Raw genomic sequence first — 15,578 nt, forward strand, 5'->3', positions numbered from 1 at the left:
ACTTGGTAATGTCTGTGTTTTTCTCGCCTCAATTACTACTAGCTAGGCAGTTACGTTAATTCAACAATTGAAAGAGGCTTTTATTAGTAGCCCAGATGGTATTGAAGATATTGTCGGAACCGAGTCAGCCGGATATACCCTAGTTATTGCTTCCGATTACGCACCAATTCAAGAACTCCGTCAAGAACTGAATTTAATTTCCACTTTGGCAAAATGAAAATTTCTACAAAGTATTTTACAGCTTCTGCTATCACTTTTGGATTTATAATAGCCATCCTTGTTGGTAACACTATACTCATTCAACATGTTAAAGAAAACATTCGCGAGAAAAGCAAGCGAAGCGCAGAAACAGTCAAAGTTGCATTAGAAGCAGAAAATGCTTTGAAGTCGGAAATTATAAAACTCAAAGATGTGGTTTTATTAAAAACTGAACTTACAGACATAGAAAAGTCTTCAACGCAGTTTATCCAATTTCTAGATAGGTTAGAAATTTTACTGCAAAATACTCCAGAAATTGCTGTAATTCGTCGCCGTCACCAATTTCTCAGACAAATGACAAATCAGCTAGCTAAATCAAATTCCACTACAACCTATCTGGCAGATTCTCAGCAGTATTTTCGTGCGATTAATTCTTTTAACCGAGATATTGAGTTGTTTCTATCTCAGATGGTTGAACGTGCTTATCAGCAAAATCTTATTGTTGAAGCAGAATTAGAAAGTTTACACCAAGTGCAGAGAAATATTTCATTTGGAGTTGTGTGTGTGATTATTATTATATTCGTTGGGAAATTTGGGTTAATTTGGCGACCAACAATTAAAAATTTACATAAGTTACAAGTTGGCACAGCAGAAATTGCCGCCGGAAATCTCAACTACCGTTTAAATATTGGCACAAATGATGAAATAGAAGACTTGGCTAAAGCATTTAACTACATGGCAATGAAGTTAACAGAATCTCGTGAAGCATTGTTAAAAAACACAGAATTGACTGTGATGAATCAACGTCTGGAAGTCGAAATTGCTGAACGCAAACAGGCAGAATTAGAACTTCAGCAAACTTTCATGGAACTCCAAAATACCCAATCACAATTGATTCAAACAGAGAAAATGTCTAGTTTGGGTCAATTAGTAGCTGGGGTGGCACATGAAATTAATAATCCGGTTAGTTTTATTTACGGTAACATTATCCATGCTTATGAATATTCTCAAGAAGTGTTGGAGTTAATCAGGTTATATCAAGATAATTTTCCTGAGCCTGGAGAGAATATTCAAGAAAAAATTAAAGATATGGATTTAGAGTTTGTGTTGGATGATTTACCAAAAACTCTGATTTCTATGAAAATAGGAGCGCAAAGAATTCAAGAAATTGTTTTGTCTTTACGCAACTTCTCCCGATTGGATGAAGCAGATATGAAAGAAGTTGATATTCACGAAGGGATTGAAAGTACACTGCTGATTTTGCAGAATCGGCTCAAAATGAGTTCAGAACAAGCAATTGAGATAATTAAGGAGTATGGCAATTTACCTTTAGTAGAGTGTTATCCTGGGCAGTTAAATCAAGTATTTATGAACATTATTAATAACGCAATTGATGCTTTAGACAATTATAGTTGTGAGCGAACAGCAAGCTGCACTACGCGATCGCCACAATCAATTCAGACTTATGCTGCTCAAATTCTCATTAGTACCGCCGTTACCAACGATAACCGTGTGGTGGTAGAAATTGCAGATAATGGGTCAGGGATGACTGAACAGACCAAGCAAAAGCTGTTTGATCCCTTTTTCACCACTAAACCTGTTGGTCAAGGTACAGGCTTAGGTTTATCTATTAGCTATCAGATTATTGTCCAGAAGCACTCTGGTGTTTTGCGTTGTGAGTCAGAACTAGGCCAAGGCACTAAGTTTTGGATTGAAATTCCTCTGCATCAGCAACAAAAACAAACAGCACTCTCAGCGGAAACAGAAAAGCAAGCAGCGATCGCCTGAAAATTTCCTTTTTCTCCCTAATTTTATATCTTGCCAATCTTGTTAATGCCAAAGTTCTAGACATTCCCAGTCGAAGACTGGGAACAAGGTAATTAACAGTGCCTTAAAAACCCTGCACAATAATCCATACTACCCCCGCAGCTACCAGAGGCACGCTGAGGTTATCTGTACCGTGGGGTGAGACTGCCTCTGCTAAGGTGGCGAAAGTAGCAGTTACCACCGCCGTCAATAAGGCCCATCCTAAACCTAAAGGCATAGCCAGGGGACTAAGTGAGGAACCAGGTAGCAGCAATAGCACCAAAAAAATCACCACTGTACTCGCCACAAACATTGCTGCCGAACCTTCCCAAGAACGCACAGAATTTCCCACTTGGTATTTATGTTGCCCGAAGCGTCTACCGATTAATGCTGCTAGTGCATCCCCCCAGGTCATCGCCATTATCCCAGCAACAGCGATTGGGACGCTATCTACTGGCCCGTCTGGTCGCCATAGTAGTCCGAAAAGCAGCGTTACTGAGATAGCAAAATAAACTGTACCAGGTGAGCTATCCTGGGTATCCATTGCGCCGATGATTCGGTAGCGGTAAAACAGGTAGTTGAGTCCAATAAAGGTGGCAAAAGGTATAATTCCGATTTCCCAGTGGTTAAACAGTAGCAGAACACCGAAAACCCACATCCCTGCACCAACATGGATCACCTTGCGGGTCAAATCCGGCTTCACACCAAAAAGCCTACGCAGTCCCTCGCCAATGGCAAGCAAACTGATAGCGTAAATATAAGAAATTGCTAGCCCAATAAAATCATTTGTCATTTGTCATTTGTTATTTGTCATTTGTCATTGGGCATTGGGCATTGGGCATGGTTATTCTCCTTTCCTTGTCCCTCTCATCTCCCCCTCTGCCTCCCCTGCCTCCCCTGCTCCCTCATCCTCTCACTCCCTGCCCCCTCACTTAGTCCGATCGCTATTTCGTTTCAAGTTTTTTTCTATTAACGAAACACTACCAATACCTTGAAGAATACCACGACCTATTAAACCTAATCCCCGACCAATTATTTGGGTGAGAATGAAGACTATACCGCTACCTACAAAAGCTACTAGTGATTTTAAACGTGGTGCGATCGCATCACTAAATTCTAGAAATAATGTCACTAATAAAGGAATATTAGAAAATTTTCCTAATTCCTGATTTCGAGGAGCATAAACTGAAGTATTGGCAATACCACGAGGTACTATTACAAATAGATCGTAGCGGCTTTCAAAAACTGCTTTTGGCTCATCTATATAATTTTTTAACCGATATTTCCACGACAAATCATTTCTAAAACGCTCAATCTCTCTTGTGGAAATAAAGTGCCGCCCATAAAAATTTTGCTTAATCGCTTCTACATCTGCTAAAGAATTTAGCAGTGGTTGCACTACCCCATTCGCTACCTGAATCAACAAGTTCTCTAAAATCATTAATGCTTGGGATTTTGCTTCATTGCTTACTACTGGATAGGAGGTATTATCAATGTTCAATTCTGTTTTAAATAGTAGATAAGAATAAAACTCGCAAACTAGCGGAATTTTATTAAGAATATCTTTTTGTACGATTTCTGTATTTTGCAGTAATAAATTAACAATTTCTATATTTTGATTTCCTATTTGTATTCGAGAAAATTTTCCAAAAAAATCTATAATTGCTGTTTGCCATAACTCGCGTAATAAGCTAAATTTTACCTCATGTAATTGATTTATATCGATTTGAGAAGCACGCAGTTCATCTAACTGTTCAGCCAATTTTTGCAGAATAATATAAAGTAATTCTCGTTTTTTATCTTCACGAAAAATGTCAATTTCTAAAGGTATATCTGTAACATTCTGTAAAGAAAATTGAAGTTTGGTAATGCAAGACGCAAACAACGCAGATTGTAGCGCTCCTGGACTAAGTAAAGGTGACACAGTTTGCCTTTGCTGAATGGCACTACTCACCGAAGGAGCCAGAGATGTCTCATCAGCAACCGGAATATGTTCCTCTTGCTTTTCTTGTGATGAAACCAACAACCGATTTAGCAACCAACGAGCTGCTAGGAGTTCTCGCCTCTGCCCAGCTAGAATTGCTCGATCTAATACTGGGAGTCCGGGAACTTGTAATTGTGCTGTTACTGCGGCTAGGGTAGCTTCAATGTAAGCAATTCCTGACAAACGTAAATTATTTCGTAGTTTAAAAAAAGCGAGTGGGGGGTGGGGGGTGGGGAGTGGGGAGTGGGGAGTTATTATTGCTTCCATGTCCCGGAACCAATAGGAACCACCATCTGCAACTTCTTGCATGGCGGCGACTAATTCAGGAAGTGGTGTACCTTTGGGGCAGTAGCCATTAATACCAACAGATTTTGCAGCCAATAGCAGTCCTTGTTCTTGAATAGAACTGAGAAGCAAAATTGGCAGGTTGGGATATAAGGCTCTGAGCTGTCGGCAGAATTGTAAACCTAGCTGTTGACTAGTGGTGGAGCGACCATTACCGAATTCCAAAACCACCAAATTTACCTGATTTGGGTCTTCTTGGGCAATTTCTGCTAAAATCTGCAAGGCAGCAGTATCAGTTTCTACCACTCCTGTTACTTCCAGGTTAGGGATTGCTTCCAGAGCTACCCGTAATCCCAGACGAAAAATCGGGTCTTGGTCGATTAACAACAATTTTAGATGGCGATCGCTCATAGTTTACTCAATTACACAAGCACTGTTTTTTACCAATCAAAAAACAACTTTGATACAAAACTTTGTCTTCCCCATTGTCACCTGTTTTCGCAAACTGATAAATCGATCATAATTGCCTTAGGCAGCTTTCACTGTGTAATTAAATGAACTTGAGTATTCGGCATTGGTTGGCAGAACGCTACATCGCAATCAATCAAATCAGGGGCTTTTCATCGGGACAATTGGCAGGTATTGCCTACCGGATTGTTCAGGATATGGAAGTCAAAAGCCTCATGCCTTTTGATATCTGTACCTTGGTAGAGGTTTTAGAACTGCCTTTAGGGATTGTTTGGGAAGAAATTAGTGTCATTTCCCAGTTGACAGAAAACCTGTTACGTAGCCTCAGCCAAAAAAAACCGTTAAAACGTAACGAGGGGACATGGCTGGCGTTTCAAATTGCCTATCTCCAAGCTTTGCAAGCAATTCTAGAGCAGGAAGCAAGCCTGCAAAAACCGTGGTTAGACCGGGCAAGTATACCAATCAAGGCACAAATACTTAAAGAGGATGTGGGTAAACTCGTTCTCCAAGATTCACAACTACAGGGATTACTGAGAACTCTCAGCCCAGGTAAATTGACTGACACTCAAGCTGAACAAGCACTGTCTTTGGTTGCCGAATCATTACTTGTGCAACAAATAAATAACGCTGCCATAGCTTGGTTAGTTGCCAATGGTGCAGAGGAAACTGAAGCTAAACTCCTAACACAGCGTTTGCTCAACTCACTTCCTGGCCACTTACTTGTAGTCGTTACCGAGAATGCTGCACCTTTAGCTCAACTGCAAAAATTTTTTCGTTTAGGGATTTCATTATCTCCCAATTTGCTCACCCCAGATGTGGGTTCTATACCTGCTGAGAAAATTGATTTGCATCGAGAACATTACCGTGCAAGTTTGATTCAAAACCTTAGTATGCCTTTATTAATAGAATCCTTTGCCCTCAAGGATATCTATGTTGCACAAAAAGGCTTACCAATAGAGGCAAGTATTTTTGAGCAGGATAAAAAAACTGTTAAGCCAGTTGATTTAAAAACATGGGCACAGCAACAGTTAGCTGATTTAGAAACGATCGCTGTCATTGAGTCGGAACCTGGCTATGGCAAAACGAGTTTTTGCCAACTTTGGGCAGCACAAATAGCACAAGAATTTTACCCTGTTTGGATGCCTATAGTAATTAGGTTACGGGATGTAAAATATGGCAAAACTTTAATCGAAACTCTAAATTCTGCTTTTGGTGTTAATCTTTCAACTTGGTTAGAGCAAGAAAATCTCCCTTGTCTGTTGCTGCTGGATGGTTTAGATGAACTGCCCCCTTCTGCTCATGGGATAAGGGCAAAAGCAATTTTTATTCAGCAATTACTGAACTTTCAATCTCAGCATAGACACAAAATTGTGTTAACGAGCCGATCAACAACATTACAGGAAATCGCCCCAGAAATACCACTGCCACTGAAGCGAATTATCATTCAACCGTTGGATGTGCAAGAACTCAAAGAATGGTTTCAGCGGTGGGCAAAAGTACAATCGTTGGCGATCGCTCAAAATTTCTTTACATTCTTAAAAAAGTCAGGCTTATTTACCAGCCAATCAAAATTCAGAGAATTATCTCCCCTTGTTCGTCAACCCCTCATGTTGCATTTATTGGGAATTTTACACCGCGAGGGGCTGCTAGATGATGAAGTTTTGCAATTAGCTGCCAATACCCCAAAGTCTTCTCTGTTATGGGAAATATATCATCGCCTGAGTCGATGGTTGTTGGGCTACCCACTAATTGGTGGTATTAAAACGATGCTGCTGCGCTCAGGATCAGCTCACATCCACCGGACTCCAGAAGCGATCGCTAATTTACTTGCTAATCGTCATCCCCAAGATTTACTTGAAGAAATGCAAGCGATCGCTCTGAAAATTTTACACTCACAACGTCATCAAATTAATTTGGCTGGTGAATTTAATACTCTACCAGGGTTTTATTTTAAAATTCGAGATTTAGAAAGCGTAGCGCAAAATAGTTTAATTGAGTTTTCGCACGTTAAGTTAGGAGAATTTCTTTGTGCTAAGGCTGTGACTGCTGAGTTGAAATTACTGACTCAGTGCCAAAATGAGGCTTATGGTACGCTGACTTTTGTGCTTGATTCTCCTAGTGTTGTAGCCCAGCATATTTACAATTTACTGGGTTATGGGATACTTAGCCAGGAAATTGAAGAACTGGCGATCGCAATTTTGCGCCGGGAGCAAAAGCACAAGTTTTCCTTTGAAGTTTTGTTTCAACGGCTTTTGTCTTTCTGGCGTGGTTACTGTCAAGGCTCTTGGTTGGATGAAGGAATAGCTCACAAAGCTTTGACTCATTTCCATGCACTGCAAAACCCGGTGAATGTTGAGCAAGTGAATGCTGCGGTGGGAATGAATGTATTTTTATTACTTTGTGCTTGCTACCGAGAAACAAAAATTCCTTTTTGGCCTTGTGGCAATCCCCTCAATTTAACAGAATTCAATCCAGAGGGTTTAAGTACGCTAATTGCCAGAACAACCCTTTTGCACAAAAGCGCCTTCGCAACCCGAATCAAGTCTCTGGCTGGACTCAATTTATCGGGAGCCTTTTTGTGGCAAGTAATGTTAACTGGGGTAAATCTTGAGCAGACAAACTTAGCCAATGCGGAGTTAATCGGCGCGAATCTCGCAGGTGCAAACCTTCAACAGGCGAACCTCGCAGGTGCAAACCTTCAACAGGCGAACCTCGCAGGCGCAAACCTCCAACAGGCAAACCTCACAGGCGCAAACCTCCAACAAGCTAACCTGATGGGGGCAAATCTTAATTCAACGGATCTCACCAACGCCTGCTTATTGGATGCAATTCTCATTGAGGCTGACAAAAAATTAGCTGCTGATAATGGTGCTTTGTTCTCCAAAGAGTCGTTTCAAGGACTAAAACATTTGCGCTCGCAGCAACCCTACTTAAATACCGTCCAAATTCCGATAAACACAGATAATAATTGGAGCAAGCTCAATGATATCGGATCAATTGAAAGCTCTGAAGGCACAATTGTACCAGTAGATTTATATGATGATGATGTCGATGATGAGACAGTTTTTGGCAATAACTCCATTGGGGAATAGGGAGTGGGGAGTGGGGAGTGGGGATGAGGAGCAGGGGGAGCAAATCAATTCAAAATTCAAAATTCAAAATTAAAGAACTTCTGCCTCCTCTTTCTCAATGCCCAATGCCCAATGCCCAATGCCCAATGCAATAACTGTTAGCTTTCTTGCGGGTTACGGTAGCCAAAAAAGTTAATACTATAATCAGTAATCCGCACTCCTGTTTGTTCTTCAATTTTGCGGATCAAATCTTCTGGAAGTTCTACATGAACATCAAGAATTTGATTTGTATCTATACAGTTGACATGACTGTGAGAGTCACTGATATTGCCGTACAAACGCCCATCACAGCGTTCAATACACTCAATTATACCTTGACTAGATAATGCTTCTAAGTTTTGATAAACAGAGGTATGACCGATGTCTTTACCTTGTTGGTTCAAGCGATCATAAATCTCTCTAGCAGAAAGATGTTCATTTGCTTGCCAAAGTAATTCCAGAATAAAGCGACGCTGACGGCTGACGCGCATACCCAGGATTTGGCACTGATCAAGCGCATCTTCTAGAGAACGAATTGGTTTTGTAGAAATTGGTTGTTTTTGCATATTACAGCTTGTTAACTGTTGAGGGAATTTTCCCATTTCAATTTTTATTGGTTATTTAATATATGCAATAACATTGCACACCGCTGTTATACCTGTACTTGTGTTTTGGCTTCTGATGCTGTAAAAGTGACAGGTGGCAATAATGATTTATTTTTTTGCTTGTTGATGGCTACTTTTTCAGACCTTAATCTAAAACAAACTCATTACAACTTTAACTTAAAATTGCTGTAAATGTCCACCTTGGGGCAGCCGTTGCCTTTCCCAAGCAGGCTGATTCTAATGGCATAGCATGGGAATCGTGTAGTAATTTCTAAGTTAATTGTGAGTATTTATCGCAATTACGAAAGTAATATTTAACTATAAAAATATCCGGTGTACGTGAGTAGCGTAGGCGTAGCCAGCCGCAGGCATAGACATCTGCTCAGATTAAGGCTAGCGACCAGATGTATATTTGTTATAACCACCGGAAACTAAGCAAAAGTATCAATTGAAGAAGAATTCACAAGCCAGAATTCAGGAGTCAGAATACCCAACTGAATTCTGACTCCTGACTCCTGAATTCTGTTCGATAAATTAGAGAAGGACAAACTTGTTATAAACCTTGTGTAGGTTGACCAATTATCAAGCAAAAAAGTATTAATAAATCCTAGTTTATTTCTAAAGGTTAATCTAGCGTCAATCCCTGAAAGCTGCTACTGTATATTCTCGATCCTAAAGTTGAGCATCAAAAAAGTGGCTGCTGAATCAAAAACAATCGCGATCGCACTCAATAATGACTTAATTAACAATCTGGATCTATCGCCTGCGTCAACGGTGATTGAACAATTGCTGCAAGATGGGGCCGCAACCCATGAACAGGAGCTACGCTTTGATATCAATTATGAACTCGAACCTGGCGATCCACGCGAACTCTCAGAAATTCCAGAGGTGCGCCTGTGGTTTGTGCGCCTAGATGCCAAATACCCCTGGCTACCATTTTTATTAGATTGGAAAGCTGGAGAATTTGCTCGTTATAGTGCCATGCTTGTACCACACCAGTTCAGTTCCAAAGAAGGCATTCAGTACAATCCTGAAGCCTTAGAAATCTTTTTGATGCACAAAATCTTTATTTTAGGTGATTGGCTCAAACAGCACGATATCCCTAGCCTATCGCGGCTGAAGTCTATGGCCCAAATGCTGGGTTATGAATTAGAGGATGCTTTTTTTGAGATATTTTAATAAGAATTCAGTTGTCAGGAGCCAGAATTCAGAAGAAGGTTAAGCGACTAGTGCATAGCGCAGCGTCTCATAGAGAACGTCTTGATTCTGACTTCTGTATTCTGAATTCTGTATTCTTCTTCTGAATAACCGCAAAATCTAACTGTCACATCCAGGTTTTGCGGTCATTCAACAAACGCATAACTATATTGGATATCCAATAGAATGATTGCAGAAATTAGGACAAACTGCTGGTTTAGCCACCCCAAATCTTCTCCAAAACTGCGTTTGGTGAAATATCTGCCGTTTTTCCCGTGGGGGATTCGATGGCCAGGAATTTATCATTTTTCGGCAACAACTTAGCTGGAGCAGTGGGCCCAAATAGGGCAATAGTATAGGTTTGAACTGCAACACTAAGTTGTAGTGCTGCACTATCAGTAGACAACATCAGATTTGCCCCGGCAATTATAGCAGTTAACTTGCCAATATCATCTGGGGCAGTCACCTTGATATCTGGAGAAGACCCCAGCAGCGATCGCACAAATTGCTCATCGTCAAGTCCCTTAATGACCACCACAGGCATATCCGGTTGCTTCTCTTGGAAGCTTTGAATAATTTGGTGCCACTTCTCGACAGGGTAGATTTTATCCAGTTCTTTAGCCTGGGATAACTGGCCAGAACCGCCATGAATCAAGATATAGCCTGTTTCATGCACCCCTAAGCGTTTTTGTTCCTTCTCTGCCCAGTCAATATCTGGTTTTGGCACATTTACAGCTAACTCTGGGACAGGGGTTTTTATGCTTAATGGTTGCAGCAAATCATGATATACTGCCGCCGCATACTGGGATGGTTTGAATGGCACAGCGTGGGTCAGAAAAACCGAACCTTTGCCTTGGTAGCCAATGCGTGTGGGAATTCCCGTCAACCAGAGTAAAAGACCCAACAACCAAATTTGCTTAACAGCAATGACAACATCGTATTCGCGATCGCGAATTGTCCCCACCAAGTTACCCCAATCTGCCAGACTGTTACGGTCTTGAAAATCAAAGGCCAGTACCTCGTGAACTGACTTGCTCACTCGATAGGCAGCCTTTGACCGGGGTTCAACAACGACATCTATCTGAGCGTTAGGGTAATTGCGCTTCAGATCATCTAAGGTCGGAAAGAAGAGAATTTGGTCGCCAATTCCGCCAGGTACAAGGGCTACTACTCGCATAATATTTATTGACGCTTACTCGCTCCCTATTTTAGGGGAAAATATATAGCTTAAAGATTGAGGAATTCTGTGTATTTACTAATTCCAGCTGCGGGAACCGGAAAAAGAATGGGGAGTAACCGTAATAAACTCCTGCTCTTAGTGCGATCGCAACCAATTATTGCCTGGACTCTATTAGCCGCAGAAGCCGCCAGTACAATCAGTTGGATCGGGATTATTTCCCAACCTACGGATTGGCCAGACTTCAACGCAATTATCGCCGATCTGAAGCTGACTAAACCAGTGGAATTGATTCAAGGCGGCTCCACCCGCCAAGAATCTGTTTACAATGGCTTAAAATCACTGCCAGTAGCCGCAGAACAAGTATTGATTCATGATGGGGCCAGATGCCTGGCTACACCAGATTTATTTAACTCTTGTGCCCAAGCCATTCGCCACTGTCCCGGTTTAATTGCTGCTGTACCCGTCAAAGACACGATCAAAGTTGTCGATGAACAAGGCATAATTCAAAAAACACCCGACAGACGACAATTGTGGGCGGCACAAACTCCCCAAGGATTTGATGTCAAGTTGTTGAAACAGTGCCACGCTGAAGGCGTCCGTCAAGGTTGGGAAGTAACTGACGACGCCGCTTTATTTGAAAAATGCGGTATTGAAGTGCGAATTGTCGAGGGAGAAGAGACAAATTTAAAAGTCACTACTCCACAAGATTTAGCGATCGCAGAATTTATTCTCACAAGTAGAGGGATTGGGGACTAGGGACTGGGGACTGGGAGATGAGGAAGCAGGGGGAGATGAGGGGACAAGGAGAATAAATAACCCATGCCCCATGCCCAATGCCCCATGCCCAGTGCCCCATGCCCAATCCCCAATGCCCAATGCCCAATTTGGCAATTTACGATATAATGCCAGACACTTGTTGATTGTTAGTTGTCATGTACTAATGACCAATGACTAATGACCAATGACTAATAACTAAATGATTACAGCCACAGCGACGAAGATAGAAGCAATTCTCTATTTAAAAGGTAAACCCTTGTCGCTCGGCGAAATCGCCGAGTATGCCGCGTGCGATCGCGCCAGTGTCAAAGAAGGCATAATTGAACTAATGGACAACTATGCCCACCGAGATAGCGCCCTAGAGGTAGTAGAAACTCCAGATGGTTACAGTTTGCAACTACGGTCTGACTTTCATGATCTGGTGCAAACTATGATACCGGTAGAATTGGGTGTAGGTGCATTACGGACTTTGGCCGCGATCGCCCTTAATAGTCCCATACTCCAGAGCGACTTGATTAACCTGCGCGGTTCAGGAGTATATCAGCACGTTCCAGAACTTGTCGAACTTGGTTTTATCCGAAAGCGCCGAGACAGTTATTCTCGCTCATATTCACTCCAAGTAACCCCAAAATTTCATCAGTATTTCCAAATCGAACAACTCCCCCAGATACTTTCCACTAGCCAGAAGGAAGAACAACTAGAACTAGAACTAGAGATGAAGGGAGTGGGGAGTGGGGAGTAGGGAGTGGGGGGATGAGGGGGATTAGGGAGATGAGGGAGCAGGGGAGGTAGGAAAAAAAGAACTATTGATTATTCCCCATTCCCCATTCCCCACTCCCTCTCCTTGACTTATACCTCTGGTGAATGCGCTACCCTTGTACTATGGTTTAGAGTAGAGTTAGCAATTAAGCTAAATAAAACTGCCAATGGTGTTTAATCCTGACTTTTTAAATGACAACTCCGAGGAACACCCTAATCGACTTCTTTCCGACCACTCTGAGGAATACCCTAATCAGTTGCTCAAATATCTACAGCATCAGTCTCCTGATGTTTTAGCTAGGGTTGCTCAGTCCGCCAGCCCTGAAATTAAACAAATTATCTCGCAAAATGTCCAAGGGCTAGTGGGAATGCTCCCGGCAGAAAATTTCAACGTGCAAATCACAACAGATCGGGAGAATTTAGCTGGGCTTCTGGCGTCGGCCATGATGACAGGGTATTTTCTGCGCCAGATGGAACAAAGAATGCAGTTAGAGCATTTGTCTAATGGTCAATAGTCAATAGTCAAACATTCTGGGACTATTGACCAAATAAGTACTAATTCGTAATTCGTAATTCGTAATTCGTAATCAAAAAGGGTATAGCAGCCCACACTAAATTAAAAATTCAGTGGTTAACAAGACATGTGTGGAAAGATTCAAGCTTCCACTGATAGCGACGCCCAAAGCGGGTCTGCCAGCTTCTTGCAACTACGAATTACGAATTATCAATTATGAATTATTTTGGCTACTTCCTTTCAGGATAAGCTCCTGATTGTACTTTGAAGGTTTGAATTTTACCGCTGCGGTTGACTTCGATCGCTAAAATATCTCCAACATTGCTGGACTCTACCAGTTTCTGAACTTGGGCTGAAGTTTTGACTGGTTTATCGTTAACTTTTTGAATCACGTCTCCAGGAAGCAGTCCTCCTTGCTTGGCTGGGGAATCATCTGTGACTCCTTTAATCACAATTCCAGCTTCCTGCTGAATGTTGAGCTGGTTTTCTTGATTAATCTGTTGTTTTTTGATGGGAGAAAGGTCTGCCATTTCAATACCCAAGAAGGGATGTTCCGCACGCCCTTTGGTAAAAAGTTCATTGGCAATGCGGGCGGCGGTTTCAATGGGAATGGCGAAACCGAGTCCTTGGGCATCAGCGCGGATGGCAGTGTTAACACCAATCACTTCGCCTTGGGCGTTTAACAAGGGACCACCAGAATTACCGGGGTTAATTGCGGCATCAGTTTGAATAAAGCTGACTCGCTTATCTGGGACACCGACTTGAGTGCTGGTGCGATCTGTAGCGCTGATGATGCCGATAGTGACAGTATTATCTAAACCTAGAGGATTGCCAATAGCGATCGCCCATTGTCCTGGTATTAAGTTTTGCGAATTGCCCAGCTTCACAGTCGGTAAATCATTAGCCTTTATTTTCACCACCGCTACATCTGTCACCGAATCAACTCCTATCACCTTCCCCTCTAGACTCCGACCATCCTTGAGGGTGACTTGTACTGTATCTGTATCTGCTACCACATGAGCGTTGGTGAGTAATTCTCCATCTTCGCTCAGAATAAATCCCGATCCTGTACCGCGTTCAATACGTTCTTGAGCAATTGGTTGCTCGTCCTCTCCGAAAAATCGCCGCAAGAGGGGATTTTTCAAAGCATCAGAGATAGGATTGGCGACTTTGCGAGTGGCATTAATTCGCACCACAGCCGGGCCAACTTTTTGTACTGCCGTCGCAATAAAATTCACATTATCGCTCCCAGTAGCCCCAATCGCTCCGTTAGGAGAATTCGGCACTACGGATTCTGGAGGCAAAGCCATTGTTACATTTTTTAACTGTTGGAACGAGGGATTTTTTAGCCGGAGATAGCGACTACCAAATAAACCTGCACCACAGCCAAACGCCAGTAAAAACACATAAACCGCCAGTTGCTTTAAGGATAACTTCATAATCATTCTGCTTAAGGATAGCAATGCAGTTGCTAATTTCTAAGTGTAGTCAAGCTAACGACAAGTGGACAGATATATTTACGAGAAATTGGGCATTGGGCATTGGGCATGGGTAAGAGGACAAGGGGACTTGTTTCAAGTTCTCACAAGTCCCCTTGTCCCCTTGTCTCCCTGCTCCTCTTCTCGCCACTTCCCAGACTCTCCATCTAGAATTTAAAGTTAATGCGATCTTGATCTATATACATGACTTTACCCTTTCGTCAACTTTTTCTCTGTAGCTTAGTTAGCGCCTTGAGCCTAGTATCCATACTGCCAAACATCAACAGCGCCAAAGCTGCTGTGGATGGTTGCCCAACTCCAGCCCTATCTCGCTTCCAACGCCATAAAGTTGTTCGTGGCGAAACTTTGGAGAGCATAGCCCAGCACTACAATCTCATACCTACAACTATTATTGGCATGAATCCAGCTTTGCAGAACAGTGCAATCGCAGCCGTTGGTAGTGTACTTCAGATTCCTCCCTACAATGGGATTGTCGTCGAAGTGCCTCGTGGTCAAACTTGGCGACAAGTGGCGGCACAATACAAAGTTCGTGCTGATAGCCTTTTTGAGGTGAATGGCTGCCAACAAGACCCCAGAATTGTGTTTGTTCCGGGAGTAAATTGGTCGCCCAATGGTGTTGTAACTAAGTCCCCTTTACCTACTAATGCAGGTACGCCAAACCGTGAATCCTTGTCTGGATATCCTTTAGGGGAAGTAGCAACTGTAGGATTAGCTTACGGCTGGCAAATTAATCCTGCGACAAGTCAAGTTTTCTTTCATAGTGGTGTTGATTTGTTAGCACCAGTTGGTACGAATGTGCTAGCGATCGCACCTGGAACCGTAGCCTTTGCTAATGATCAAGGTTCATACGGCAAATTGGTCATTATTAACCACGGTGGCGGACTCCAAAGCCGCTATGCCCAGCTTGACACTATCAAGGTTACTGTTGGTCAACAAGTAAACAAAGGAGACTTACTAGGAACAGTAGGCACTAGTGGACAACCAACCTCCAGTCAACCGCACCTCCATTTTGAAGTTCGTTCTAGCTCATCTCTGGGTTGGGTAGCGCAAGATCCAAAGGGTTATTTAAAGAAAGAAGGGAATGGGGAGTAGTGAATAGGGAATAAGGTACAAGGGAAACTCAAATCAGTGAACAGTGAACAGTGAACAGTTATCACAGACGATTTTCTTAACTGATAACTGATAACTGCCCCATG

General features: G+C 42.4%; 14 protein-coding genes. 9 read left to right on the forward strand and 5 right to left on the reverse strand.

Features of this window, described 5'->3' with window-relative positions; all coding sequences use genetic code 11:
• Positions 1-67 precede the first annotated feature (67 nt).
• Positions 68-217, forward strand: a complete 150-nt coding sequence (locus tag VB740_RS01865; RefSeq protein ID WP_323198391.1) for a hypothetical protein — start codon at positions 68-70, stop codon at positions 215-217.
• Complete coding sequence (locus VB740_RS01870; RefSeq protein WP_323198392.1) at positions 214-1,986, forward strand: ATP-binding protein; 1,773 nt, start codon at positions 214-216, stop codon at positions 1,984-1,986. Before VB740_RS01865 ends, VB740_RS01870 begins: the two co-directional genes overlap by 4 nt.
• Before the next feature lie 103 nt (positions 1,987-2,089).
• On the opposite strand, the gene VB740_RS01875 is transcribed toward VB740_RS01870, so the two are convergent.
• A complete protein-coding gene (locus VB740_RS01875) occupies positions 2,090-2,797 on the reverse strand; it encodes a phosphatidate cytidylyltransferase (RefSeq protein WP_323198393.1) in 708 nt (235 codons plus the stop codon).
• 135 nt (positions 2,798-2,932) lie between these two features.
• Positions 2,933-4,684, reverse strand: coding sequence for a DUF3685 domain-containing protein (locus VB740_RS01880; protein ID WP_323198394.1), 1,752 nt, complete (start codon positions 4,682-4,684; stop codon positions 2,933-2,935).
• Between the two features lie 143 nt (positions 4,685-4,827).
• Between VB740_RS01880 and VB740_RS01885 the strand changes: the two genes are divergently transcribed.
• A complete protein-coding gene (locus VB740_RS01885; RefSeq protein ID WP_323198395.1) occupies positions 4,828-7,833 on the forward strand; it encodes a pentapeptide repeat-containing protein in 3,006 nt (1,001 codons plus the stop codon).
• A 137-nt stretch (positions 7,834-7,970) separates the two neighbouring features.
• Here the strand turns inward: VB740_RS01885 and VB740_RS01890 are convergent, their stop codons facing one another.
• On the reverse strand, positions 7,971-8,417 hold the full coding sequence (locus VB740_RS01890) for a Fur family transcriptional regulator (protein ID WP_323198396.1): 447 nt from the start codon (positions 8,415-8,417) through the stop codon (positions 7,971-7,973).
• A 732-nt stretch (positions 8,418-9,149) separates the two neighbouring features.
• Between VB740_RS01890 and VB740_RS01895 the strand changes: the two genes are divergently transcribed.
• Positions 9,150-9,635, forward strand: coding sequence for a CRR6 family NdhI maturation factor (locus VB740_RS01895; RefSeq protein WP_323198397.1), 486 nt, complete (start codon positions 9,150-9,152; stop codon positions 9,633-9,635).
• Positions 9,636-9,870: 235 nt separating this feature from the next.
• Here VB740_RS01895 and VB740_RS01900 read toward each other — a convergent pair whose 3' ends face one another.
• Positions 9,871-10,830, reverse strand: a complete 960-nt coding sequence (locus VB740_RS01900; protein WP_323198398.1) for a glycosyltransferase family 9 protein — start codon at positions 10,828-10,830, stop codon at positions 9,871-9,873.
• A 69-nt stretch (positions 10,831-10,899) separates the two neighbouring features.
• Here VB740_RS01900 and ispD point away from each other — a divergent pair, with 69 nt between their 5' ends.
• From ispD to VB740_RS01920, 4 genes are all read left to right on the forward strand, one after another.
• Positions 10,900-11,589, forward strand: a complete 690-nt coding sequence (ispD, locus tag VB740_RS01905; RefSeq protein ID WP_323198399.1) for a 2-C-methyl-D-erythritol 4-phosphate cytidylyltransferase — start codon at positions 10,900-10,902, stop codon at positions 11,587-11,589.
• Positions 11,579-11,788, forward strand: a complete 210-nt coding sequence (locus VB740_RS01910; protein WP_323198400.1) for a hypothetical protein — start codon at positions 11,579-11,581, stop codon at positions 11,786-11,788. The genes ispD and VB740_RS01910 overlap by 11 nt, the downstream gene beginning before the upstream one ends.
• A 21-nt stretch (positions 11,789-11,809) precedes the next feature.
• On the forward strand, positions 11,810-12,352 hold the full coding sequence (scpB, locus tag VB740_RS01915) for an SMC-Scp complex subunit ScpB (protein ID WP_323198401.1): 543 nt from the start codon (positions 11,810-11,812) through the stop codon (positions 12,350-12,352).
• A gap of 184 nt (positions 12,353-12,536) precedes the next feature.
• The gene (locus VB740_RS01920) at positions 12,537-12,884 is read left to right on the forward strand and encodes a DUF760 domain-containing protein (RefSeq protein WP_323198402.1); all 348 of its coding nucleotides are present in this window, start codon (positions 12,537-12,539) and stop codon (positions 12,882-12,884) included.
• Between the two features lie 229 nt (positions 12,885-13,113).
• Here the strand turns inward: VB740_RS01920 and VB740_RS01925 are convergent, their stop codons facing one another.
• Positions 13,114-14,322: an HhoA/HhoB/HtrA family serine endopeptidase gene (locus VB740_RS01925; protein WP_323198403.1), complete on the reverse strand. Its 1,209-nt coding sequence runs from the start codon at positions 14,320-14,322 to the stop codon at positions 13,114-13,116.
• 243 nt (positions 14,323-14,565) lie between these two features.
• On the opposite strand from VB740_RS01925, the gene VB740_RS01930 reads away from it, so the two are divergent.
• Positions 14,566-15,474, forward strand: a complete 909-nt coding sequence (locus VB740_RS01930) for a M23 family metallopeptidase (protein ID WP_323198404.1) — start codon at positions 14,566-14,568, stop codon at positions 15,472-15,474.
• Positions 15,475-15,578: the final 104 nt, after the last annotated feature.

This window comes from Nostoc sp. UHCC 0251, from assembly GCF_034932245.1.
Classification (GTDB): Bacteria; Cyanobacteriota; Cyanobacteriia; order Cyanobacteriales; family Nostocaceae; genus Nostoc.